General features: G+C 62.3%; 18 protein-coding genes. 13 read left to right on the forward strand and 5 right to left on the reverse strand.

Annotated elements, in window-relative coordinates:
- Window positions 1–4: 4 nt before the first annotated feature.
- The gene (locus tag GOQ25_RS01135; RefSeq protein WP_160348603.1) at window positions 5–1,195 is read right to left on the reverse strand and encodes an acyl-CoA dehydrogenase family protein; all 1,191 of its coding nucleotides are present in this window, start codon (window positions 1,193–1,195) and stop codon (window positions 5–7) included.
- 150 nt (window positions 1,196–1,345) lie between these two features.
- On the opposite strand from GOQ25_RS01135, the gene GOQ25_RS01140 reads away from it, so the two are divergent.
- The 4 genes from GOQ25_RS01140 to GOQ25_RS01155 are packed head-to-tail and all read left to right on the forward strand — an operon-like array spanning window position 1,346 to window position 4,919.
- Complete coding sequence (locus GOQ25_RS01140) at window positions 1,346–1,747, forward strand: Zn-ribbon domain-containing OB-fold protein (RefSeq protein WP_160348604.1); 402 nt, start codon at window positions 1,346–1,348, stop codon at window positions 1,745–1,747.
- The gene (locus GOQ25_RS01145) at window positions 1,744–2,919 is read left to right on the forward strand and encodes a thiolase (RefSeq protein WP_160348605.1); all 1,176 of its coding nucleotides are present in this window, start codon (window positions 1,744–1,746) and stop codon (window positions 2,917–2,919) included. The genes GOQ25_RS01140 and GOQ25_RS01145 overlap by 4 nt, the downstream gene beginning before the upstream one ends.
- Before the next feature lie 38 nt (window positions 2,920–2,957).
- Complete coding sequence (locus GOQ25_RS01150) at window positions 2,958–3,935, forward strand: tripartite tricarboxylate transporter substrate binding protein (protein ID WP_160348606.1); 978 nt, start codon at window positions 2,958–2,960, stop codon at window positions 3,933–3,935.
- A gap of 21 nt (window positions 3,936–3,956) precedes the next feature.
- Window positions 3,957–4,919 carry a nitronate monooxygenase family protein gene (locus GOQ25_RS01155; protein WP_160348607.1) on the forward strand — a complete coding sequence of 321 codons (963 nt, stop codon included), beginning with the start codon at window positions 3,957–3,959 and terminating at the stop codon, window positions 4,917–4,919.
- Between the two features lie 57 nt (window positions 4,920–4,976).
- Here the strand turns inward: GOQ25_RS01155 and GOQ25_RS01160 are convergent, their stop codons facing one another.
- Both GOQ25_RS01160 and GOQ25_RS01165 read right to left on the reverse strand, forming a co-directional pair.
- Window positions 4,977–5,960, reverse strand: coding sequence for a tripartite tricarboxylate transporter substrate binding protein (locus tag GOQ25_RS01160; RefSeq protein ID WP_160348608.1), 984 nt, complete (start codon window positions 5,958–5,960; stop codon window positions 4,977–4,979).
- A gap of 135 nt (window positions 5,961–6,095) precedes the next feature.
- Window positions 6,096–6,995: a LysR substrate-binding domain-containing protein gene (locus GOQ25_RS01165; protein ID WP_160348609.1), complete on the reverse strand. Its 900-nt coding sequence runs from the start codon at window positions 6,993–6,995 to the stop codon at window positions 6,096–6,098.
- Between the two features lie 152 nt (window positions 6,996–7,147).
- Here GOQ25_RS01165 and GOQ25_RS01170 point away from each other — a divergent pair, with 152 nt between their 5' ends.
- The 3 genes from GOQ25_RS01170 to GOQ25_RS01180 all read left to right on the forward strand — a co-directional run bounded on the left by GOQ25_RS01170 (window position 7,148) and on the right by GOQ25_RS01180 (window position 10,233).
- Window positions 7,148–8,062 (forward strand): SDR family NAD(P)-dependent oxidoreductase, encoded by a 915-nt coding sequence (locus tag GOQ25_RS01170; protein WP_160348610.1) that lies wholly within the window; start codon window positions 7,148–7,150, stop codon window positions 8,060–8,062.
- A gap of 10 nt (window positions 8,063–8,072) precedes the next feature.
- Entirely contained in the window at window positions 8,073–8,957 is an 885-nt protein-coding gene (locus tag GOQ25_RS01175; RefSeq protein WP_160348611.1) for a MaoC/PaaZ C-terminal domain-containing protein, read from the forward strand.
- Window positions 8,958–9,030: 73 nt separating this feature from the next.
- A complete protein-coding gene (locus GOQ25_RS01180) occupies window positions 9,031–10,233 on the forward strand; it encodes a CaiB/BaiF CoA-transferase family protein (protein WP_160348612.1) in 1,203 nt (400 codons plus the stop codon).
- Window positions 10,234–10,372: 139 nt separating this feature from the next.
- On the opposite strand, the gene GOQ25_RS01185 is transcribed toward GOQ25_RS01180, so the two are convergent.
- Together GOQ25_RS01185 and GOQ25_RS01190 are read right to left on the reverse strand one after the other, a co-directional pair.
- Window positions 10,373–11,896 carry a fumarate hydratase gene (locus GOQ25_RS01185; protein ID WP_160348613.1) on the reverse strand — a complete coding sequence of 508 codons (1,524 nt, stop codon included), beginning with the start codon at window positions 11,894–11,896 and terminating at the stop codon, window positions 10,373–10,375.
- A gap of 94 nt (window positions 11,897–11,990) precedes the next feature.
- Window positions 11,991–12,758 carry a crotonase/enoyl-CoA hydratase family protein gene (locus tag GOQ25_RS01190; protein ID WP_160348614.1) on the reverse strand — a complete coding sequence of 256 codons (768 nt, stop codon included), beginning with the start codon at window positions 12,756–12,758 and terminating at the stop codon, window positions 11,991–11,993.
- A gap of 283 nt (window positions 12,759–13,041) precedes the next feature.
- On the opposite strand from GOQ25_RS01190, the gene glyQ reads away from it, so the two are divergent.
- Genes glyQ through GOQ25_RS01220 form a run of 6 tightly spaced genes read left to right on the forward strand, consistent with a single transcriptional unit; the run spans window position 13,042 to window position 19,156 of the window.
- On the forward strand, window positions 13,042–13,950 hold the full coding sequence (gene glyQ, locus GOQ25_RS01195) for a glycine--tRNA ligase subunit alpha (protein ID WP_160348787.1): 909 nt from the start codon (window positions 13,042–13,044) through the stop codon (window positions 13,948–13,950).
- Window positions 13,951–16,089 carry a glycine--tRNA ligase subunit beta gene (gene glyS, locus GOQ25_RS01200; protein ID WP_160348615.1) on the forward strand — a complete coding sequence of 713 codons (2,139 nt, stop codon included), beginning with the start codon at window positions 13,951–13,953 and terminating at the stop codon, window positions 16,087–16,089.
- Entirely contained in the window at window positions 16,086–16,622 is a 537-nt protein-coding gene (gmhB, locus tag GOQ25_RS01205; RefSeq protein WP_160348616.1) for a D-glycero-beta-D-manno-heptose 1,7-bisphosphate 7-phosphatase, read from the forward strand. The genes glyS and gmhB overlap by 4 nt, the downstream gene beginning before the upstream one ends.
- Before the next feature lie 2 nt (window positions 16,623–16,624).
- Window positions 16,625–17,362, forward strand: coding sequence for a 1-acyl-sn-glycerol-3-phosphate acyltransferase (locus tag GOQ25_RS01210; protein ID WP_160348617.1), 738 nt, complete (start codon window positions 16,625–16,627; stop codon window positions 17,360–17,362).
- Entirely contained in the window at window positions 17,340–18,221 is an 882-nt protein-coding gene (locus tag GOQ25_RS01215; protein WP_160348618.1) for a M48 family metallopeptidase, read from the forward strand. Before GOQ25_RS01210 ends, GOQ25_RS01215 begins: the two co-directional genes overlap by 23 nt.
- 8 nt (window positions 18,222–18,229) lie before the next feature.
- Window positions 18,230–19,156, forward strand: a complete 927-nt coding sequence (locus tag GOQ25_RS01220) for a LysR family transcriptional regulator (RefSeq protein ID WP_160348619.1) — start codon at window positions 18,230–18,232, stop codon at window positions 19,154–19,156.
- The last annotated feature ends 78 nt before the right edge of the window (window positions 19,157–19,234 follow it).

Genomic DNA, 19,234 nt, shown 5'->3' on the forward strand with positions numbered 1-19,234 from the left:
ACGTTCATAGCCCGAGCATCATGCGAGCGATGATGCCTTTTTGAACTTCGGTCGTACCGCCATAAATGCTGGTCTTGCGCATATCGGCATAGCCCGCGCCCGCGGCGGCGGTCATGTCCGGGCCGGGTCCATGAGCCGCGGCGTCCGCTTCCATCCACGCGGGATCGTAGGGCCAGGCGTCGGGCCCTGCGATTTCCATCTGCAGCATGGCAAGATCCTGCTGGATTTCCGAGCCGCGAATTTTCAGGATCGACGCCTCGGGACCCGGTGCATCGCCGCGCGCGGCCGCCACGCGCAGCAGCAGCATTTCCAGCGCCATGATGTCGATCTCGACCCGCGAGATGCGGTCGCGCACACGGGTGTCTTCAAATAACGGTTTATCGTTGCGCTGCAGGCGCATGGCCATGTCTTTCACCACGCCCAGCTCGCGGTAGCAATGCCCCAAACCGGCGATGCCCGTGCGTTCGTGACCGAGCAGGTATTTGGCATAGGTCCAGCCATGACCCGCCTCGCCCACCAGATTCGCCACGGGCACGCGCACATCTTCAAGCCACACCTCATTGACATCGTGTCCGCCATCCAGCGTGCGTATCGGGCGGACCGTAACACCAGGGCTATGCATGTCGATCAGCAGCATCGAGATGCCGCGTTGTGGCTTGGCCTGCATATCGGTACGCACCAGACAAAACATCCAGTCGGCATACTGAGCAAGTGTCGTCCAGGTCTTTTGACCGTTGACCACGTAGTGATCGCCATCGCGTTCGGCGCGCGTTTTCAGCGATGCCAGATCGGAGCCCGATCCCGGTTCGGAATAACCTTGGCACCACCAATCATCGACACGAATGATGCGGGGCAGAAAACGCTGCTGCTGCTCGGCGCTGCCGAATTTCATCAGCACAGGGCCTATCATCGACAAGCCAAACGGCAACAGGCGCGGTGCGCCTGCCTTGAAGCATTCGACTTCGAAGATCAGCCGTTCAATCGCGTTCCAACCCGTGCCGCCATGTTCCTTGGGCCAGGTCGGCGCACCCCAGCCATGGTCAGCCAGGATGCGGTGCCATTGCACATAATCGTCGCGATGCAGTCGCTGATGCTTGAGCACCTTGTCGCGTATGGTCTGCGGCAGATTTTGTTGGGCGAATGCGCGCACGCTTTCACGAAACGCTCGCTCTTCGGGGGTCCAGCTTAGGTCCATGTCAGCCTCCTTGGCAGCTATCTAGCCACGCACCCGGTGCACAGCACAATCTTCCTGTGCAAAAGCCCCGCTTCAGAAATAAAGAATAGCCATCGCGCGCCGTGGATCCGACACTGCCATACCGCATCTTTCAATCACTGTTGTGGAACTATGACTGCACAATTTGTCGAGGCGTCGGCGAGCGGCGGCGCCGACCAGCAATATCGCCAAGCCCTGGCCCAGGGTGTTTTTCAGATTCAACACTGCGCCGCCTGTGACCGCGCGGTGTTCTACCCGCGCATGATTTGCCCGCATTGCGGTGCGACGCAGTTGCGCTGGGCGCGCGCCAGTGGGCGTGGCACGGTCTACTCGACGACGGTCGTGCGCCGCAAAGCCGATGCCGGTGGCGACTACAACGTGGCGCTCATCGATCTGGAAGAAGGCGTGCGCATGATGAGCCGGGTCGAGGGCATTGCGCCTGACGCCGTGCGCATCGGGATGGCAGTCCAAGCCTTGGTGCGCCAGCAGGACGGACAAGGGCTGGTGGTGTTTGTTGCGACGGAGGCCGCATGACGGATTTACACGCACTGCGCGGCTCGGTCGCGGTGGCAGGCATCGGACAAGCGGGCCTGGGACGCGCCGATGGCTATACGGAGATGGAAATCCTGGTTCAAGCCGCGCAACGCGCGGTGGCCGACGCGGGCCTGACGATGCAGGATATCGACGGCATCTGCACGGCCAGCGTGGCCGCACCCATGTGGGCCATGCCCGTCATCGAGCATTTGGGCATACGTCCCACCTTTATCGATAGCACCATGCTGGGCGGCTCCAGTTTTGTCGCGCACTTGATGCCGGCGCTACAAGCGCTGGCATCAGGCCAATGCAATGCCGTGCTGGTTTGCTACGGCAGCACGCAACGCACCTCGTCGCTGAGCCGCGCGGAAATCGGCCGCGTGCGTAAGTCGTTCGATCCGCAGCCCTACGAGACGCCCTACGAGCCGCTCAGCCCGCTGAGTTCCTACGCCCTGGCCGCCGCGCGGCACATGCATCAATACGGCACGACCCGCGAGCAGTTAGCGCATGTGGCCCTAGCCGCTAATCAATGGGCCCAACGCAATCCCGAAGCCCAATTACGCGAACCCATCACGCTGGACGAGATTCTGTCGTCGCGCATGGTGTCTGACCCGCTGACGGTGCGCGATTGCTGTCTGGTGACCGACGGCGCAGGCGCCTATGTACTGGTGCGCGCCGAGCGCGCACGTGATCTGCCGCAAAAACCGGTGTACGTCCTGGGGAATGCCACAGCGGTGTGGAACCGACAGATCTCATCCATGCAGGATCTGACCATCACGGCGGCTCAGGAATCGGGACGGCGCGCCTTCGAGATGGCGGGATTGCGTCCGTCGGATATCGATGTGGTGGAGCTCTACGACGCATTCACGATCAACACGATTCTGTTTCTGGAAGACCTGGGCTTTTGTGCCAAAGGCGAAGGCGGGGCCTATGTACAAAGCGGGGCGATCAGTCCGGGCGGTTCCTTGCCCGTCAACACGAATGGCGGCGGGTTGTGTTGCGTGCATCCGGGCATGTATGGCGTTTTCATCATGATCGAAGCGGTGCGTCAGTTGCGTGGACACGCGCAAGCACGGCAGATCGAGGGCGCACAACTGGCGCTGGTACACGGCAACGGCGGCACGCTGTCGAGCCAGTCCACCGCCATTCTGGGAACGCAGGAGACCCTATAGATTCAAACGCAGTCCATCACCACAACAGGAGACAAACGATGCAGATCAAAAAAATGCTGCAAGCTGGCGTGTTCGCGGTCGCTATGGCTACAGCCATCCCGGCCACACAGGCTGCAAGCTACCCGGACCGACCGATCCGTTTGCTGGTAGGCTACGCGCCCGGCGGGCCAGTCGACACTACAGCGCGGGTCTTTGCCAAGTACCTGGGTGACAAACTCGGGCAAACCGTCGTCGTCGAAAATCGCGCCGGCGCCAGCGGCATGATCGCATCGGATGCCACGGCCAAAGCCACCCCTGATGGATATCTGCTTGGCTTTGCCGCCAGTCCCACGCTGACTATTTCGCCACTGGTGCAAAAATCGGATCTGTTTGATCCGCGAAAGGACTTCACCCCGATTGGCATGGTGGTGGACTACACCAACGTGCTGCTCGTCGGGCCACAGATCCCTGTGAACTCGGTCAAGGAGCTGGTTGATTACGCCAAGACGCATCCCGATGCAGTGACGTTTGGCTCGGCGGGCGTGGGTGCATCGAATCATCTATCGGCCGAGCTGATGAAACAGCAGGCCGATGCCCCCATGTTGCATGTACCCTACCGCGGTAACTCACCTGCCATGATGGACGTGGTCAGCGGCAAAGTGACCTTTATGTTCGACATCACGAGCACCGCTATTCCCTTCATTAAAAGCGGAAAGGCGCGCGCGCTGGCAGTGACCTCGCGCGAACGCAATCGCGAGCTTCCCGATGTGCCGACGATGATTGAAGCCGGCGTGCCGGATTATGAAGTCGTGGGCTGGTATGCTTTGATGGCACCGCCCAAGCTGCCCGACGCGATCAAGCAACGCCTGAGCCAGGCACTGAAGGCGGTGTCGAACGATCCTGCATTTCAAAAGGCCATGCTCGAAGGCGGCTATACCGTGAACGATGGCGATAGCAAGGCCGTCTCCGCGCGTATTGCCCGCGAGTACGCGATGTGGGAAAAAGTCATCAAGTCAGCCAACGTACAGATCCAATAAACGACAGGAAACCTTCCGACTATGTCCGCTTTGCTGCGATTACGCGCGTCAATGCGCCTGCCTGTAATCGGTGCACCGATGTTTCTGGTATCCGGGCCGGAACTGGTGATCGCCCAATGCACGGCGGGCATCGTCGGCAGCTTTGCCTCGCTCAATGCACGACCCCAGGAAGCGCTAAGCGCCTGGCTGACTCGCATCGAGCAAGGCTGCAACGACTATCGCCGCGCGCATCCCAACGCGCGCGTGGCGCCTTACGGAGTGAACCTGATTATTCACCCCACCAACCCGCGCTGGCAGGACGATCTGCAAACCTGCGTGGCGCATCGCGTGCCGCTCATCATCACCTCTTTGCATGCGCCCGATGCGGTTGTGCGCGCCGTCCGTCCCTATGGTGGGCTGGTCTTTCATGATGTGACCAACGTGCGCCATGCGCGGCGAGCGCTGGAAGCCGGCGTGGATGGCTTGATCCTCGTGTGTGCCGGTGCGGGTGGACATGCGGGCACATTGAATCCGATCGCATTGATCAATGAAGTACGCGCGTTTTATGACGGCCCGCTGGTGCTGTCGGGCTGTATCAGCCATGGCAAGGACATTCTGGCCGCACAAGTGCTGGGCTGCGATTTCGCTTATCTGGGCACCCGATTTATCGCCACCCAGGAGTCGCTGGCGCCCGACCGTTACCGCGAAATGGTGTTGGAATCTTCCATCGACGACGTCATCTACACGCCCTACTTCTCCGGGGTCCCGGCGAACTATTTGATTCCGAGCGTGCGAGCCGCCGGACTGGATCCCGATCAGTTGCGTCAAAGCGGCGGCAATGCGGTAAACCTCGATAAAGCCAGCAAACCCAGGGCCTGGAAAGACATATGGAGCGTGGGTCAAGGGGTAGGCGCCGTGCAGGAGATCCTGCCCACGCATGCGCTGGTGGATCAGCTCATTCAGGAATATACGCAAGCGCGTGACGCCGTCCGCGATATGACTTAACGCGGAACGGTTGCGTCGCAGCATCGTGGCCCGACGACACGCGGGCCGCGATTACGGTCACTCCACCTTGATATTCGCGTCCTTGACGACCTTGCTCCACTTATCCAGTTCCGACTGAATAAACGCTTTGAATTCCTCGGGCGACCCTGGCTTGGGCTCCGCACCCGCGGCCAGCATCCGTTTGGCGTTCTCGGGAGCGTTCAGCACTTTCTGCATATCGGCGTTGACACGTTCTACCACCGTGGCCGGCGTACCGGCGGGCGCCAGTAGCCCACTCCAAGAATAGCCTTCATAGCCGGGCACACCCGAGGATGCGATAGTAGGCAGGTCAGGAAATAGCGGCGAGGTTTCGGGATTACCCACGCCTAGCGCACGAATCTTGCCTCCTGCCAGATGCGGCATGGCGGACGGGCCATCGGCGAACATGACCTGTACCTGGCCGCCCAGCAAGTCCTGCATGGCCGGCGCGCTGCCGCGATACGGCACATGTTGCATGCGCGTGCCCGTCATGCTGTTAAAGAGCTCGCCAGCCAAATGCGTGCCGCCACCCGTGCCTGACGAGCCGAAGGATAATTTTCCGGGGTTGGCTTTCGCGTAGTCGATCAGCTCTTTGACATTCTTGACAGGCAGCGATGAATGCACCACCAGCACGATGGGAAAGACCGCGCCCATGCCGACCGGCACAGAGTCCTTTTGGATGTCGTAGCTCAGATTGCCGCGCAAGCTGGGCAGGACGGTGTGGTGAATAGAGGCAAAGAAAAAGTGTTGCCCGTCGTTCGGTGCCTTGGCCGCTGCCTGCGCGCCGACGATGCCGCCCGCGCCTGCCTTGTTGGCGACAACGGTGGGCGTACCCCACAGCGCGCCTAAGGGCGTCGCGATGAAGCGCGCGGTCGTATCAACGGGGCCTCCCGGCGGGAACGGAACAATGAAGTTGACCGGCTGCTCGGGCCATTTCGCCGCATGGAGCGACAGGGGCAGCATAGCGGCGACGCTGGCCGCTGCGAACCCCGCCAGCAGACGCCGGCGTTGCATATCGTGCATGATGTGGGTCTCCGTTGTTTTTTCATTGCAGCCCGGCGCAATGCCAGTTGCGTTCGCGCATTATTGGCGCAGAGCCCGCCATTGCCGATTTGTTTTTGCCGAAGCCCCCGTTCAGGCGCAGCCACAGACGCGCGTTCAACCCACGCGCGCGGCACGGCGTACGTGCTCGATGAATTCCTCGGCGAAACGCGGCAGATCGCGGCCCCGTTGACGACATAGCAGCCGGTCGCGCTGCGCCCAGGCATCCTTGATCTGCAGCACATGCAATCCCTCGGGCCGGCTATATCGCGCCACGCACGCGCGCGGCACCACCGCGATGCCGGCGCCCGCCTCCACCATGCGGCAGACGGCCTCGAAGCTACCCACATGCACGCGCTGGCAAAGACGTTTACCCAGGCCCAAGGCGATGTCTTCCAGAAAGGTCTGGATGGCGCTATTAGGATGAATGCCCACGAACTGATAGGCGTCGATGACATCGACAAACTGCACAGCATCCCGTTTGGACAGCGGATGATTCAACGACGTCACGATGGCCAACTCATCGCGAAACAGCGGCATGACATCCAGCCCGTCAACATCGATATTTCCCGCGACGATGCCCAAATCCGCCGTACCGGCACGGATGGCAAGCACGATGTCGCCCGACATTTTCTCCTCGAGTTCGATGTCGACATCCGCGTTCTCCGCCAGAAACGTCGACATCGCATCGGCCAGGAATGAGTTGGTGGCAGTGGTATTGGCCAATAAGCGCAACCGACCCTTGATGCCGCTGGCATAGGGCTGCAAATCCGCGTTCAGACACTCCAGTTGTCTAAACACCGCGTGCGCATGTTTGAGCAGGACTTCGCCTGCGGGCGTCAGCGCGACACCGGTGGCTTGTCTGATCAGCAAGCGCGCTTTGAAACCTTCTTCCATGTTCTTGATCCGCGCGCTGGCGGCCGGCAAGGACAGGAACGTGCGCTCGGCCGCGCGCGTCAGATTCAGGGTCTCGCCTACGTTGACGAACAAGCGTAGATCAGTCAGGTCGTGTCTCATGTTCCGCCACACAAAAGGGGGGTGTCTTTAATTTTGAATTCCGCCGGACAGGCTTGAAATCTACCATGCAGAGAGTCTGGCGTGCCAAACCGGCGAAAGATCCGCGCCGAATCGTGCTGCCCTGCACGCACAGACAACAAGGAGACGAGCAGATGAATGGAATGGTTTCAGGCAAGGTGGTGGTGGTCACGGGCGCCGGCGGCGGAATCGGACGCAGCGTCGCGCTGGCGATGGCGGCCGCGGGCGCGAAAGTCGTCGTCAATGATATCGGTGTGTCGCTGCAAGGTGAAGGTGGCACGGACGGCCCCGCGCGTGAGGTAGTGAAAACAATACAGGCAGCAGGCGGCGAAGCCGTCCCCAATACCGATAGCGTCGCCAGCTATGAGGGCGCGAGTCGTATTATTCAAACCGCGATAGAGGCTTATGGCCGCATCGATGCCGTCGTGAACAATGCTGGCAACTTGCGCGATCGCGTCTTTCACAAGATGAGCGAAGAGGAATGGCGTCAAGTTCTGGACGTCCATCTGAATGGCTCGTTCTACATGAGCCGCGCGGCGGCGCCCTATTTCCGCGAGCAAGAATCGGGCGCGCTGGTGCATATGACCTCGACCTCGGGCCTGATCGGAAACTTTGGCCAGGCAAACTATGCGGCCGCGAAACTCGGCATCGTGGCGCTGTCCAAATCCATCGCGCTGGATATGTCGCGCTATCACGTGCGTTCGAACTGCATCGCTCCCTTTGCATGGAGCCGCATGACCAGCTCGATTCCCTCCGAGACCGAAGCGGAAAAAGCGCGTGTGGAAAAGCTCAAGCGTATGGAAGCCGGCAAGGTCGCGCCGTTGGCGGTATACCTGGTGAGCGATGCCGCGCGCGACATCACCGCGCAGATCTTCGCCGTACGGGCCAACGAGATCATGCTGATGAGCCAGCCGCGTCCGCTGCGCACCGTGCATTACAGCGAGGGCTGGACACCGGAACTCATCGGCGACATCGCCATGCCTGCCCTGCGCAAACACTTCTATGCGCTGGAACGCTCGCCCGATGTGATCGACTGGGACCCCATCTGAGCGAGGTCTCATGCCCATGGACTATCACACCATCAAGAATTGGCGCTTTGACGAGGTCGTTCATCACTATGATGAAAAGGACGCCATGCTCTATGCGCTGGGCGTTGGGCTGGGCGCCGACCCGCTGGATACGCAGCAACTGCGCTACGTGTACGAGCGTGATCTGCAAACACTGCCCACGTTCGCAACCGTGCTGGGGCATCCTGGTTTTTGGATGAAGGACCCCCGTGCAGGCATCGACTGGGTACGCGTGGTGCATGGCGAACAACGGCTGCGCATACACGCCCCGTTGCCGGCACAGGGCACCGTCACCAGCAAAGCGCGCGTGACGCATGTCATTGACAAGGGCGCTGACAAGGGTGCGCTGGTAGTGACGGAACGAAGCTTGCACGACGATAGCGACGCTCTCTTGGCGACGCTACAGCAAATCACTTTCTGTCGCGGCGATGGCGGTCTGGCCAAGAGCGATACCCCGTTGCCGCCACTATCCGCCCCGCCTGACAACGCACCGCAACGCACGTGCAATCTTTCCGTCGCCCCTAACGCTGCGCTGCTGTATCGCTTGAATGCCGATCCGAACCCCTTGCACGCCGACCCGGAAGTGGCCCAAAGCGCGGGATATCCGCGCCCGATATTGCATGGCCTGTGCACCTATGGCATGGCCGCGCATGCCCTGATTAAAACCTGGTGCGACTACGACGCGTCTCGCCTGCGTAGTATCGATGCGCGTTTTTCGGCTGCGGTTTATCCCGGCGAAACCTTGCAGTGCGACATGTGGCGTGCGGATGAACGGACGTTGCGCTTTGTCATGCGCGCCGTGGAACGCAATGTCGTCGTGCTGTCGCACGGCACCGCCACCCTTGCCGAATCAGGGCGAGCCACGTCTGCAATTTAAGGCAGCCTCGTTACGAAGAACCTAGCCCGCTCTTGCGCGGGCAACTGCGGCTGCGCCGCAAAGAGAATCCATCATGCAACACCGCCCCCCGCCTCTGGAAGGCATCCGAGTCCTCGACCTGAGCCGCATCCTCGCAGGTCCCTGGTGTACGCAAAACCTGGCCGACCTGGGCGCAGATGTCATTAAAGTCGAACGCCCCGGCACGGGTGACGATACGCGTCATTGGGGCCCTCCCTACCTGAAAGACGCCCAGGGTCAGGATACGAGCGAGGCCGCCTACTATCTCAGTGCCAACCGCAACAAACGCTCGTTGGTCGCCGACATCGCCTCGCCGCAAGGCGCTGCGCTGATCCGAGACTTGGTGCAGCATTGCGACATCCTCGTCGAAAACTTCAAAGTCGGCGGCTTGCGCAAGTATGGCCTCGACTATAAAAGCCTCAACGCAATCAACCCAAGGTTGATTTATTGTTCCGTCACCGGCTTCGGCCAGGACGGCCCCTGCGCGCATCTGCCCGGCTACGATTTCATGATTCAAGGGTTAGGCGGACTGATGAGCATCACCGGCGAGCGCGACGACCTGCCAGGTGGCGGCCCGCAAAAAGCCGGCGTGGCCGTGACCGACATCATCACCGGTATGTACGCCACCGTCGCCGTGTTGGCAGCCATACAGGAACGTCATCGCAGCGGGTTGGGGCAGCATCTGGATATCGCGCTGCTGGATTGCCACGTCGCGCTGCTGGCGAATCAGAACTCCAACTATTTCACTTCCGGCATCGCGCCGACGCGTGCGGGCAATGCGCATCAGAACGTCGTGCCCTACCAGGTGTTTGCCGCGCGCGATGGCCATCTGATCGTGGCGACGGGCAACGAATCACAATACCGAGCCTATTGCCGCGCCATAGGCGCACCTGAACTGGCGGCAGATCCCCGCTTCGCCACTAACCGCTTGCGCGTCACGAATCGCGATACGCTTGTCGCATTGCTGGCGGACATCATGAAGCAACGCCCGCGCGATGAATGGATCCGCAAACTCGAAGCGGCCGGCGTACCTTGCGGGCCTATCAACAACATCGCGCAAACGTTCCAGCATCCCCAGGTGCAGGCGCGTCAATTACGCCGCGAATTGCCACACCCATCGGGCGGCACCGCGCCCGTGACAGCCAGCCCGCTGCGATTCTCGGCCTCGCCCGTGGTGTACCGAAAAGCACCTCCCCTGCTGGGTGAGCACACGGAGGAAATCCTGAGAGAAGTGCTGGGGAGAACGACAGAGCGATAAGACGTCCCCACACCACCATTTGGTATCAGCGAACGCCAGACGCAATAAAGGCCGCAACGATGTGCGGCCCTTATCCAAATCAAACCCTGCAACGCGGAGCCGGTGGAGCGATTGCCCCACCCTCTCCCGCCAGGCGCTGTTACGCTACAGCGACCGGGATCTTGCCGATACGCGCTTGCCATTCCTTCGGCCCGGTGTTGTGCACCGACGTGCCTTCGGAATCGACCGCCACGGTGACCGGCATGTCCTTGACATCAAACTCGTAGATGGCTTCCATGCCCAGGTCTTCAAAGGCCAACACGCGCGCCTCGCGAATCGCCTTGGACACCAGGTAAGCCGCGCCACCCACGGCCATCAAGTAGGCCGACTTGTGCTTGCGGATCGCTTCAATCGCGACCGGGCCGCGCTCGGACTTGCCGATCATCGCGATCAAGCCGGTCTGCGCCAGCATCATCTCGGTGAACTTGTCCATGCGGGTCGCGGTCGTGGGGCCTGCGGGACCGACGACTTCGTCGCGCACGGGGTCCACGGGACCGACGTAGTAGATCACGCGATTCTTGAAGTCCACCGGCAGCGGCTCGCCCTTGGCCAGCATGTCTTGAATGCGCTTGTGCGCGGCATCACGGCCGGTCAACATCTTGCCCGACAACAGCAGCGTCTGGCCGGGCTTCCAGCTGGCGACCTCTTCCGGGGTCAGGGCATCCAGATTGACTTGCTTGGACTTGTTGTAGTCCGGCGCCCAGCGCACTTCGGGCCATTCCGACAGCGCGGGCGGTTCCAGGCGAGCGGGGCCGGAGCCATCGAGTTCGAAATGCGCGTGACGGGTAGCCGCGCAGTTGGGGATCATGGCCACGGGCTTGGACGCCGCGTGCGTGGGGAAAGTGTTGATCTTCACGTCCAGCACGGTCGTCAAGCCGCCCAGGCCCTGCGCGCCAATGCCGAGTGCGTTGACCTTTTCGTAAAGCTCGATACGCAGTTCCTCGAGCTTGTTCTGCGGGCCGCGGGCCAGCAGCTCGTACATGTCGATGTCTTCCATCAACGACTGCTTGGCCATCAGCATGGCTTTCTCAGCCGTGCCGCCTACGCCGATCCCCAGCATGCCCGGCGGGCACCAGCCAGCGCCCATCGTGGGCACAGTCTTGAGCACCCAGTCCACCAGCGAATCGCTGGGGTTGAGCATCACGAACTTCGACTTGTTCTCGGAACCGCCGCCCTTGGAAGCAATTTGCACATCGACCTTGTCGCCCGGGACGAGTTCGACATGCAGGATACAGGGCGTGTTGTCGCGCGTGTTCTTGCGCGCGAAGATCGGATCGTCCAGCACGGAAGCGCGCAAGGGGTTGTCCGGGTTCGTGTAGCCACGGCGCACGCCTTCGTCGCACAGCTCTTGCAGCGTGCGGTTCGTCTCGAATCGCACGTTCATGCCCACTTTCAGGAACACGTTGACGATGCCGGTGTCCTGGCACAGCGGACGCTTGCCCTCGGCGCACATGCGCGAGTTGGTCAGGATCTGCGCCATCGCGTCGCGCGCGGCCGGGCTTTCCTCGCGCTCATAGGCGCGGGCCAGGTGGCGGATGTAGTCAACGGGATGGTAGTAGCTGATGAACTGAATGCCGTCAGCGATAGACTGTATGAAGTCTTCTTCTTTGATCAGGGTAGACATGAGTGCTTGAGCGAAAACAACGAAAGGGGAACAGGCGGCCACGGTAGCCAGCCGCCCGGATCAATCAGGTATTTTAGGTCCAGCGTTGCCGGCCTTATTTGCCCTGCCAGACGGGCTTGCGTTTTTCGGCGAAGGCGGTGGCGCCTTCCTTGGCGTCGGCCGAGGTAAAGATATGGGAAATCAGCGGGCGCTGGCGATCGAACATGCCTTCCTGGTCCCAATCGACGGCTTGCGCCACCACGCTCTTGGCCGTTTGCACTGCCAACGGACCGTTTTCGACAATGATGCGCGCCAGGGCGAGCGCGCCCTCGAGCGCCTGGCCGGGCTCGGTCAGACGATTGACCAGACCGAAGGCATGGGCACGTTCGGCGGTGAACATATCGCCCGTCAGGATGATTTCCATGGCGATGTGATAGGGCAGGCGGCGCGGCAGACGCAGCAGACCGCCAGCGCCGGCAACCAGCCCACGTTTCACTTCGGGCAGCCCGAACTTCGCGTTGTTGGCCGCGACAATCAGATCCGCCGACAAGGCCATTTCGCAGCCACCGGCCAAAGCGAAACCCTCGATCGCCGCGATCAAAGGCTTGCGCGGCGGACGCTCGGTGATGCCGGCAAATCCACGGCCCGGAATATTCGGACGCTCGCCTTTTTGCGCAAAGGCCTTCAGATCCATGCCAGCGGAAAACACGCCGCCCGCGCCAGTCAGAATACCAATGCGCGCTTCGTCACGGTTATCAAGGTCGTCCAGCGCGGCGGCCAGCGCCTGCGCGGTTTCCAGATTGATGGCGTTTTTCGCCTCTGGACGATTGATGGTCATGACCTGGATACCGTCAATGAGCTCGACCTTGACTAACTCAGACATGCTAGATCCTCTGCTGATGGGCGCGGCGCCCGGAATAGATGGGGAACGACTCCGAATCATACGATTATCCCAGCCTCCGCGAATTTACAAATAGTAATGCTCTCGCGCGCGTCTTGCGCGACCAAAGATTCCGGGTATGCTGCGGCCTGCCATCGTCCACTGCGGACGGCTTGCACAGCGCCTTGCCGGCGGGCCAGTTAAAATGGCCGCCTTTCCCGCCAACATGGGGCCTACACTGCCACGGCAGGCCGGGCTGCCCGGCGACCCGAATTCCAAGAATCTTATGCTCACCTTTCAGCAAATCATTCTCACGCTCCAGGATTACTGGGACAAGCAGGGCTGCGCGCTCTTGCAACCGTATGACATGGAGGTCGGCGCGGGCACTTCGCACACGGCGACGTTCCTGCGCGCCATCGGCCCGGAGCCCTGGCGCGCCGCCTACGTGCAGCCCTCGCGCCGTCCTAAGGACGGCCGCTATGGCGAGAACCCCAACCGCCTGCAGCACTACTATCAATATCAGGTGGTGCTGAAACCCGCGCCGCCAGAAATCCTCGACTTGTATATCGGTTCGCTCAAGGCACTGGGCATCGACCCGACCGAGCACGATATCCGTTTCGTCGAAGACGACTGGGAAAACCCCACGCTGGGCGCCTGGGGCCTGGGCTGGGAAGTCTGGCTCAACGGCATGGAAGTGACGCAGTTCACCTATTTCCAGCAGGTCGGCGGCCTGGACTGCAACCCCACGACCGGCGAGATCACGTATGGCCTGGAGCGTCTGGCGATGTATCTGCAGGACGTGCAAAGCGTGTACGACCTGGTCTGGACCGAGGGCGCCAATGGCCGCCGCGTGCTCTATCGCGACGTGTTCCATCAAAACGAAGTGGAGCAGTCCACTTATAACTTCGAGCATTCGTCGGCCGACATGCTGTTCGCGCATTTCAACGACTACGAAGCCGAAGCCAAGCGCCTGATGGACGTGCCGCTCGCCCTGCCCGCCTACGAGGCAGCGCTCAAGGCCGCGCATACGTTCAACATGCTGGATGCGCGCGGCGCCATCAGCGTGACCGAACGCGCCGCCTATATCGGCCGCATCCGCAACCTGTCGCGCGCCGTCGCGCAGGCCTATTACGATTCCCGTGAACGATTGGGCTTTCCGATGCTGGCGAATCGCCGCAACGAGGAGGCTGCCTGAATGACAACGTCTACCCGCCCCCTGCTGGTCGAACTGCTGACCGAAGAACTCCCGCCCAAGGCCCTGCACAAACTGGGCCAGGCTTTTGCCGAAGGCCTGCGCGCCACCTTGGCCAAGCATGCGCTGCTCGATGACGCGAACACCGTCACCGCCTTCGCCACGCCGCGCCGCCTGGCCGTGCGCCTGTCGCATGTGCGTGAACAAGCGCCGGATCAGGCCTACGCCGAAAAGCTGATGCCCGTGAAAGTCGGCCTGGATGCCGAGGGCAAGCCCACGCCCGCGCTGACCAAAAAGCTCGCCGCCAAAGGCCTCGAAAATATCGATCTGGCTACCCTCGCCCGCGAATCCGACGGCAAGCAGGAATACCTGATCGCCCGCGGCACCGCGCCCGGTGCCAAGCTCGCAGTGGGTTTGCAGGAAGGCCTGCAAGCCGCCATTGACGGCCTGCCGATCCCCAAGGTCATGCAATACCAGTTGGCCGATGGCGTGACCACGGTGAAATTCGTGCGCCCTGCGCATCGCCTGATCGCACTGCATGGCGCGGACATCGTGCCGGTCGCCGCGCTGGGCTTGACGGCAGGCCGCAGCACCCAAGGCCATCGCTTTATGTCCAGCGGCGTCATCGATATCGCCGATGCCACCGCCTATGAAACCACGCTGGCCAAACAAGGCCGCGTCGTGGCGTCGTTCGAAGCGCGCCGCGACGATATCCGTGCGCAGCTGCAATCGCACGCGGACAAGCTCGGCGCGACGCTGGGCGATGACCCGGAAGTCCTCGCGCTGCTGGACGAAGTCACCGCGCTGGTGGAACATCCCACGGTTTACGTGGGCCAGTTCGAAGAACAGTTCCTGCAAGTGCCGCAGGAATGCCTGATTCTGACCATGCGTCTGAATCAGAAATACTTCCCGCTATTCGATCCGGCCACGGGCAAGCTGACCCACCGTTTCCTGATCGTCAGCAACATGCAGACGGACAACCCCGTCCACATTGTCGAGGGCAATCAGCGCGTGGTGCGCCCGCGTCTGGCCGATGCGCAGTTCTTCTTCGAGACCGATCGCAAGACGCCGCTGGCCGCGCGGGTCGAACAGCTGGGCAGCATCGTCTATCACAACAAGCTCGGCACCCAGCTCGAACGCGTCGAACGCGTGCGCGCGATTGCGCGTGGCGTGGCCGAGCAACTGGGCAGCGATGTTGCCGCCGCCGATCGTGCCGCCCTGCTGGCCAAGGCCGATCTGGGCACCAACATGGTGGGTGAATTCCCCGAGCTGCAAGGCGTCATGGGCGCCTATTACGCGGCCGGTGACGGCGAATCCCCCACCGTCGTGCAAGCGTTGCGCGACCAATACCGTATCCGTCTGGATGCGCCGGTCAATGCCGAGTCGCTGACCGCCGCGATCCTCTTTATCGCCGAACGCGCCGAGACGCTGATCGGTATCTGGGGCATTGGACTGGCGCCTACCGGCGAACGCGATCCCTTTGGCCTGCGCCGCGCCGCGCTCGGTTTGATCAGTGCTTTCGAGCAACTGGCCGCCGGTGGCTGGCTGGCCGCGAGCGCAGACGGCCCCCTGTCGCTGGACGGGCTGCTGACGCTGGCAACGGAAACGTTCCCCGCCGGCAAGATCCCGGCCGACACCCTGGCCGAAGTACGTACCTTCATCTTTGAACGGTATCGCAATCAGCTCGCGAGCGACTTCGACCGTAACGCGGTCGATGCCGTCATCGCGCTGGCGCCGCCGCTGCATCAAGTCGCCGCGCGCGTGCGTGCCGTCACGGCATTCGGACAGTTGCCCGAAGCCGCGAGCCTGGCCGCTGCCAACAAGCGTATCGGCAATCTGTTGAAGAAGGCCGAAGGCGAGATCGGCTCGGTGGACGCCTCGCGTCTGACCGAACCGGCCGAACAGGCCCTGGCCAGCGCCGTGGCGACCCTGCGTCCGCAGGCCGAAGCGCAGCTGCAAGCGGGCGATTTCGCGGGTAGCCTGAGCACGCTGGCCCAGGCGCGCGAGCCGGTCGACGCGTTCTTTGCCGATGTCATGGTCATGGCCGAAGACCCTGCTGTGCGCGCCAACCGGCTCGCATTGCTGGGTCAACTGCATGGTCTGATGAACCAGGTGGCCGATATTTCGAGGCTGGCCCAGTGAAGCTCATCATCCTCGATCGCGACGGCGTCATCAATCAGGACAGCGACGAATTTGTCAAAAGTCCCGAGGAATGGATCCCCCTGCCGGGCAGCATGGCGGCGATCGCCCGGCTGTCGCAGGCGGGCTATACCGTGGCCATCGCCACCAATCAGTCGGGGCTGGCGCGTGGCCTGTTCGATACGGCCACGCTCAACAATATCCACGCCAAGCTGCACGCCGAGGTCGCCCAGGCCGGTGGCATCGTCGATGCCATTTTCATGTGCCCGCATGGCCCGCAGGATGGCTGCGACTGCCGCAAGCCGCTGCCCGGCATGTATCGTGACATCGCGCGCCGCTATGACATCGATCTGACGGGCGTGCCCGCCGTGGGCGACTCGTTGCGCGATCTGCAGGCCGCGGCCGCCGCGGGCTGCCAGCCTTGGCTGGTGTTGACCGGCAATGGCCGGAAAACACAACAAGGCGAGTTGCCGCCGGGCACGCGGGTCGCAGCGGATCTGTCGGCCGTGGTCGATGCGCTGTTGCAGGAAGCTTGAGCATGGCCTGGCTGCGTTCAGCGTTATACATGGCGTTCTTGATCATCACGGTGATTCCGTACGCCTTTGCCTGCCTGCTGTGGTCGCCTGCGCCTTTGCACTGGCGGTATAAGCTCACGATGGGCTGGCCGCGCATGGCCATCTGGGGCGCCCGGTTCTTCTGCGGCATCCGCTGGCGCGTCAAGGGCGCGGAGAATCTGCCAGACGGACCGGCGGTGTTGTTGTCCAAGCATCAATCCGCGTGGGAAACCTTGTTTTTCCCGGCTCACATGCCACGCGAAGTCTGCTTTGTGTACAAGAAAGAATTGCACAAAGTACCCTTTTTCGGCTGGGGTCTGGCGCTGCTGCGCATGATCCCGATCGATCGGGCCAAGGGGCGCGATGCGTTCGAGCAAGTCATCAAACTCGGTCAGCTGCGCATGAACGAAGGCCGTTGGCCGCTGCTCTTTCCGGAAGGCACGCGCGTTGCCCCCGGCAAGACGGCGCGGTTCAAGGCCGGTGGCGCGATACTGGCCTCGCGCACGGGCGCGGTGGTGATCCCCATCGCGCATAACGCGGGCGAGTGCTGGCGGCGCAATGCCTTTATCAAGCGCCCCGGTCTGATCACCGTGTCAATCGGCCCCGCCATCGCCTCGCAAGGCCTCAGCCCCGATGAGTTGAACGCGAAAGTGCAAGCGTGGATCGAAGGGGAAATGCGGCAACTCAATCCCGAAAGGTATGCCTCAGAACGGTCAGCTTGAATTGTTGTTCTCGCCTCCCGCACCTGTGACGCCTGCCGCGCCAGACGTCACAGCGGGACCGGCCGCCGGCACCCCCGCCATCATCGTCACGCCTTGCCCTGCCACGCTGCCTGCCGGCGCGCGCTGGCGTGAAGTCAAAACCGAGCAACAAACGATCGGATTCGTGCTGCTGCGTTCGCGCCGCCGCAGCATCGGCTTTGTCATTACCGACGACGGCTTGCGCGTGACCGCGCCCAATTGGGTGACCTTGACCCAGATCGACGAAGCCGTCCGGGAAAAGGCGCGCTGGATACTGTCCAAGCTGCGCGATTGGCATGCGCGCCGCGAACGGCTGGCGATGGCGCAAACGCGCTGGCAGGCCGGCGGCGAATTGCCCTATCTGGGCAAACGCATCGTGCTCGATCTCAGTCCGCAAACACGTCAGGCTCGTTTCTCAGGCGATGTGGAGTCGCCGCAGGATGGCGATGCCTTGATCCTGCCCTTGCCGATGGACGCCGAGGATGCGCGCATCCGTGACACGGCGCAGGCCTGGCTGCAACAGCGCGCGGGCACCTTGTTCGGCTCGCGCCTTGCGCATTTTCTGCAGATCACCGGTCTGAAGATTCGCCGCTGGCGGCTGTCTTCGGCCGCCACCCGCTGGGGCTCGTGTACCAGCGATGGCAACATTATGCTCAACTGGCGCCTGATCCATTTCGCTCCGTCCATCATCGACTACGTGATCGCCCACGAACTGGCGCATCTGCGCGAGATGAACCATAGTCCTGACTTTTGGGCCGAAGTCGGCCAGATCCTGCCCGGTTTCGAGGAAGCCAAGCGCGTGCTGCGCCAGCATGATCCCGCGACCCTGCCTCAGTTTTAGAGACCGCCATGGAACTGCGCCAGCTACGTTACTTCGTCAAAGTGGCCGAATACGGCAGCATGGGACGCGCGGCCGCGGATCTGGGCGTTGTGACCTCGGCGCTAAGCCAGCAGATCAGCCGGCTGGAAAGCGAGCTATCGACGCGCTTGCTGATTCGCACCTCTAGTGGCGTGGTCCCTACTGATGCGGGGCTCGCTTTTCTGCGGCAAGCCCAGCTCGCACTGCGGCACGCCGATGGCGCGGCCCGGGCCGCCAAGGCGTCGCGACTCAGCGGTGAAGTCAACGTTGGCTTGCCTGCGACGACGGCCTCGGTGCTCGCCGTGCCATTCATGCAAGCCATGCGCGATCGCTACCCCGAGGTACGTGTCCATCTGATCGAAAGTCTGTCGGGGTATCTGACCGCGATGCTCAATTCGCGCCAGCTTGATCTCGCGGTGGTGTTTCGCACCGAGACCGCGCGCCGCTGGAGCACGCTGCCCTTGATCGAGGAACGGCTGTTTCTCATCGCCCCGCAGGACATGCCCGGCTTGCCGCCGGAAGGGCCGGTTCGTTTAAAGGACATTGCCAAACTGCCCTTGCTCATGCCCAGCGCCAGCCATGGCTTGCGGCTGCAGTTCGAGGCATCCTGCGCCCGACTGCGTATCGAGCCGAATCTCGCGGCGGAAATCGATGGGCTGGACGTCTTGATGGACCTCGTGCGCAGCGGATTTGGCGCCACGATTCAACCGGGCGCCGCGACCGTGCGCCTGCGTGGCGAGGCCCTGGCGGTGCGGCAGATCACCGACCGGCATCTGCGGCGCTCCAATCTGCTGGCCAGCGTCTCCGACGACGAGCTCTCGCCCGCGGCGCTGGCGGCCCGCGTGCTGCTAGCCCAAACCGTCGAAACCTTGGTGCGCAACGGGGCCTGGCCCGGGGCGACCCTTCACAAATCGTGAACGCCCATTGAGGGAATGGGTCTGGCGTCAGACCCTGCCTGGCCCTATAGTGCGAGCCTGACTTTACAGGCTCATACT

Origin of the sequence: Bordetella sp. 15P40C-2 (genome assembly GCF_009763235.1) — a bacterium.
GTDB lineage: Bacteria > Pseudomonadota > Gammaproteobacteria > Burkholderiales > Burkholderiaceae_B > Bordetella_A.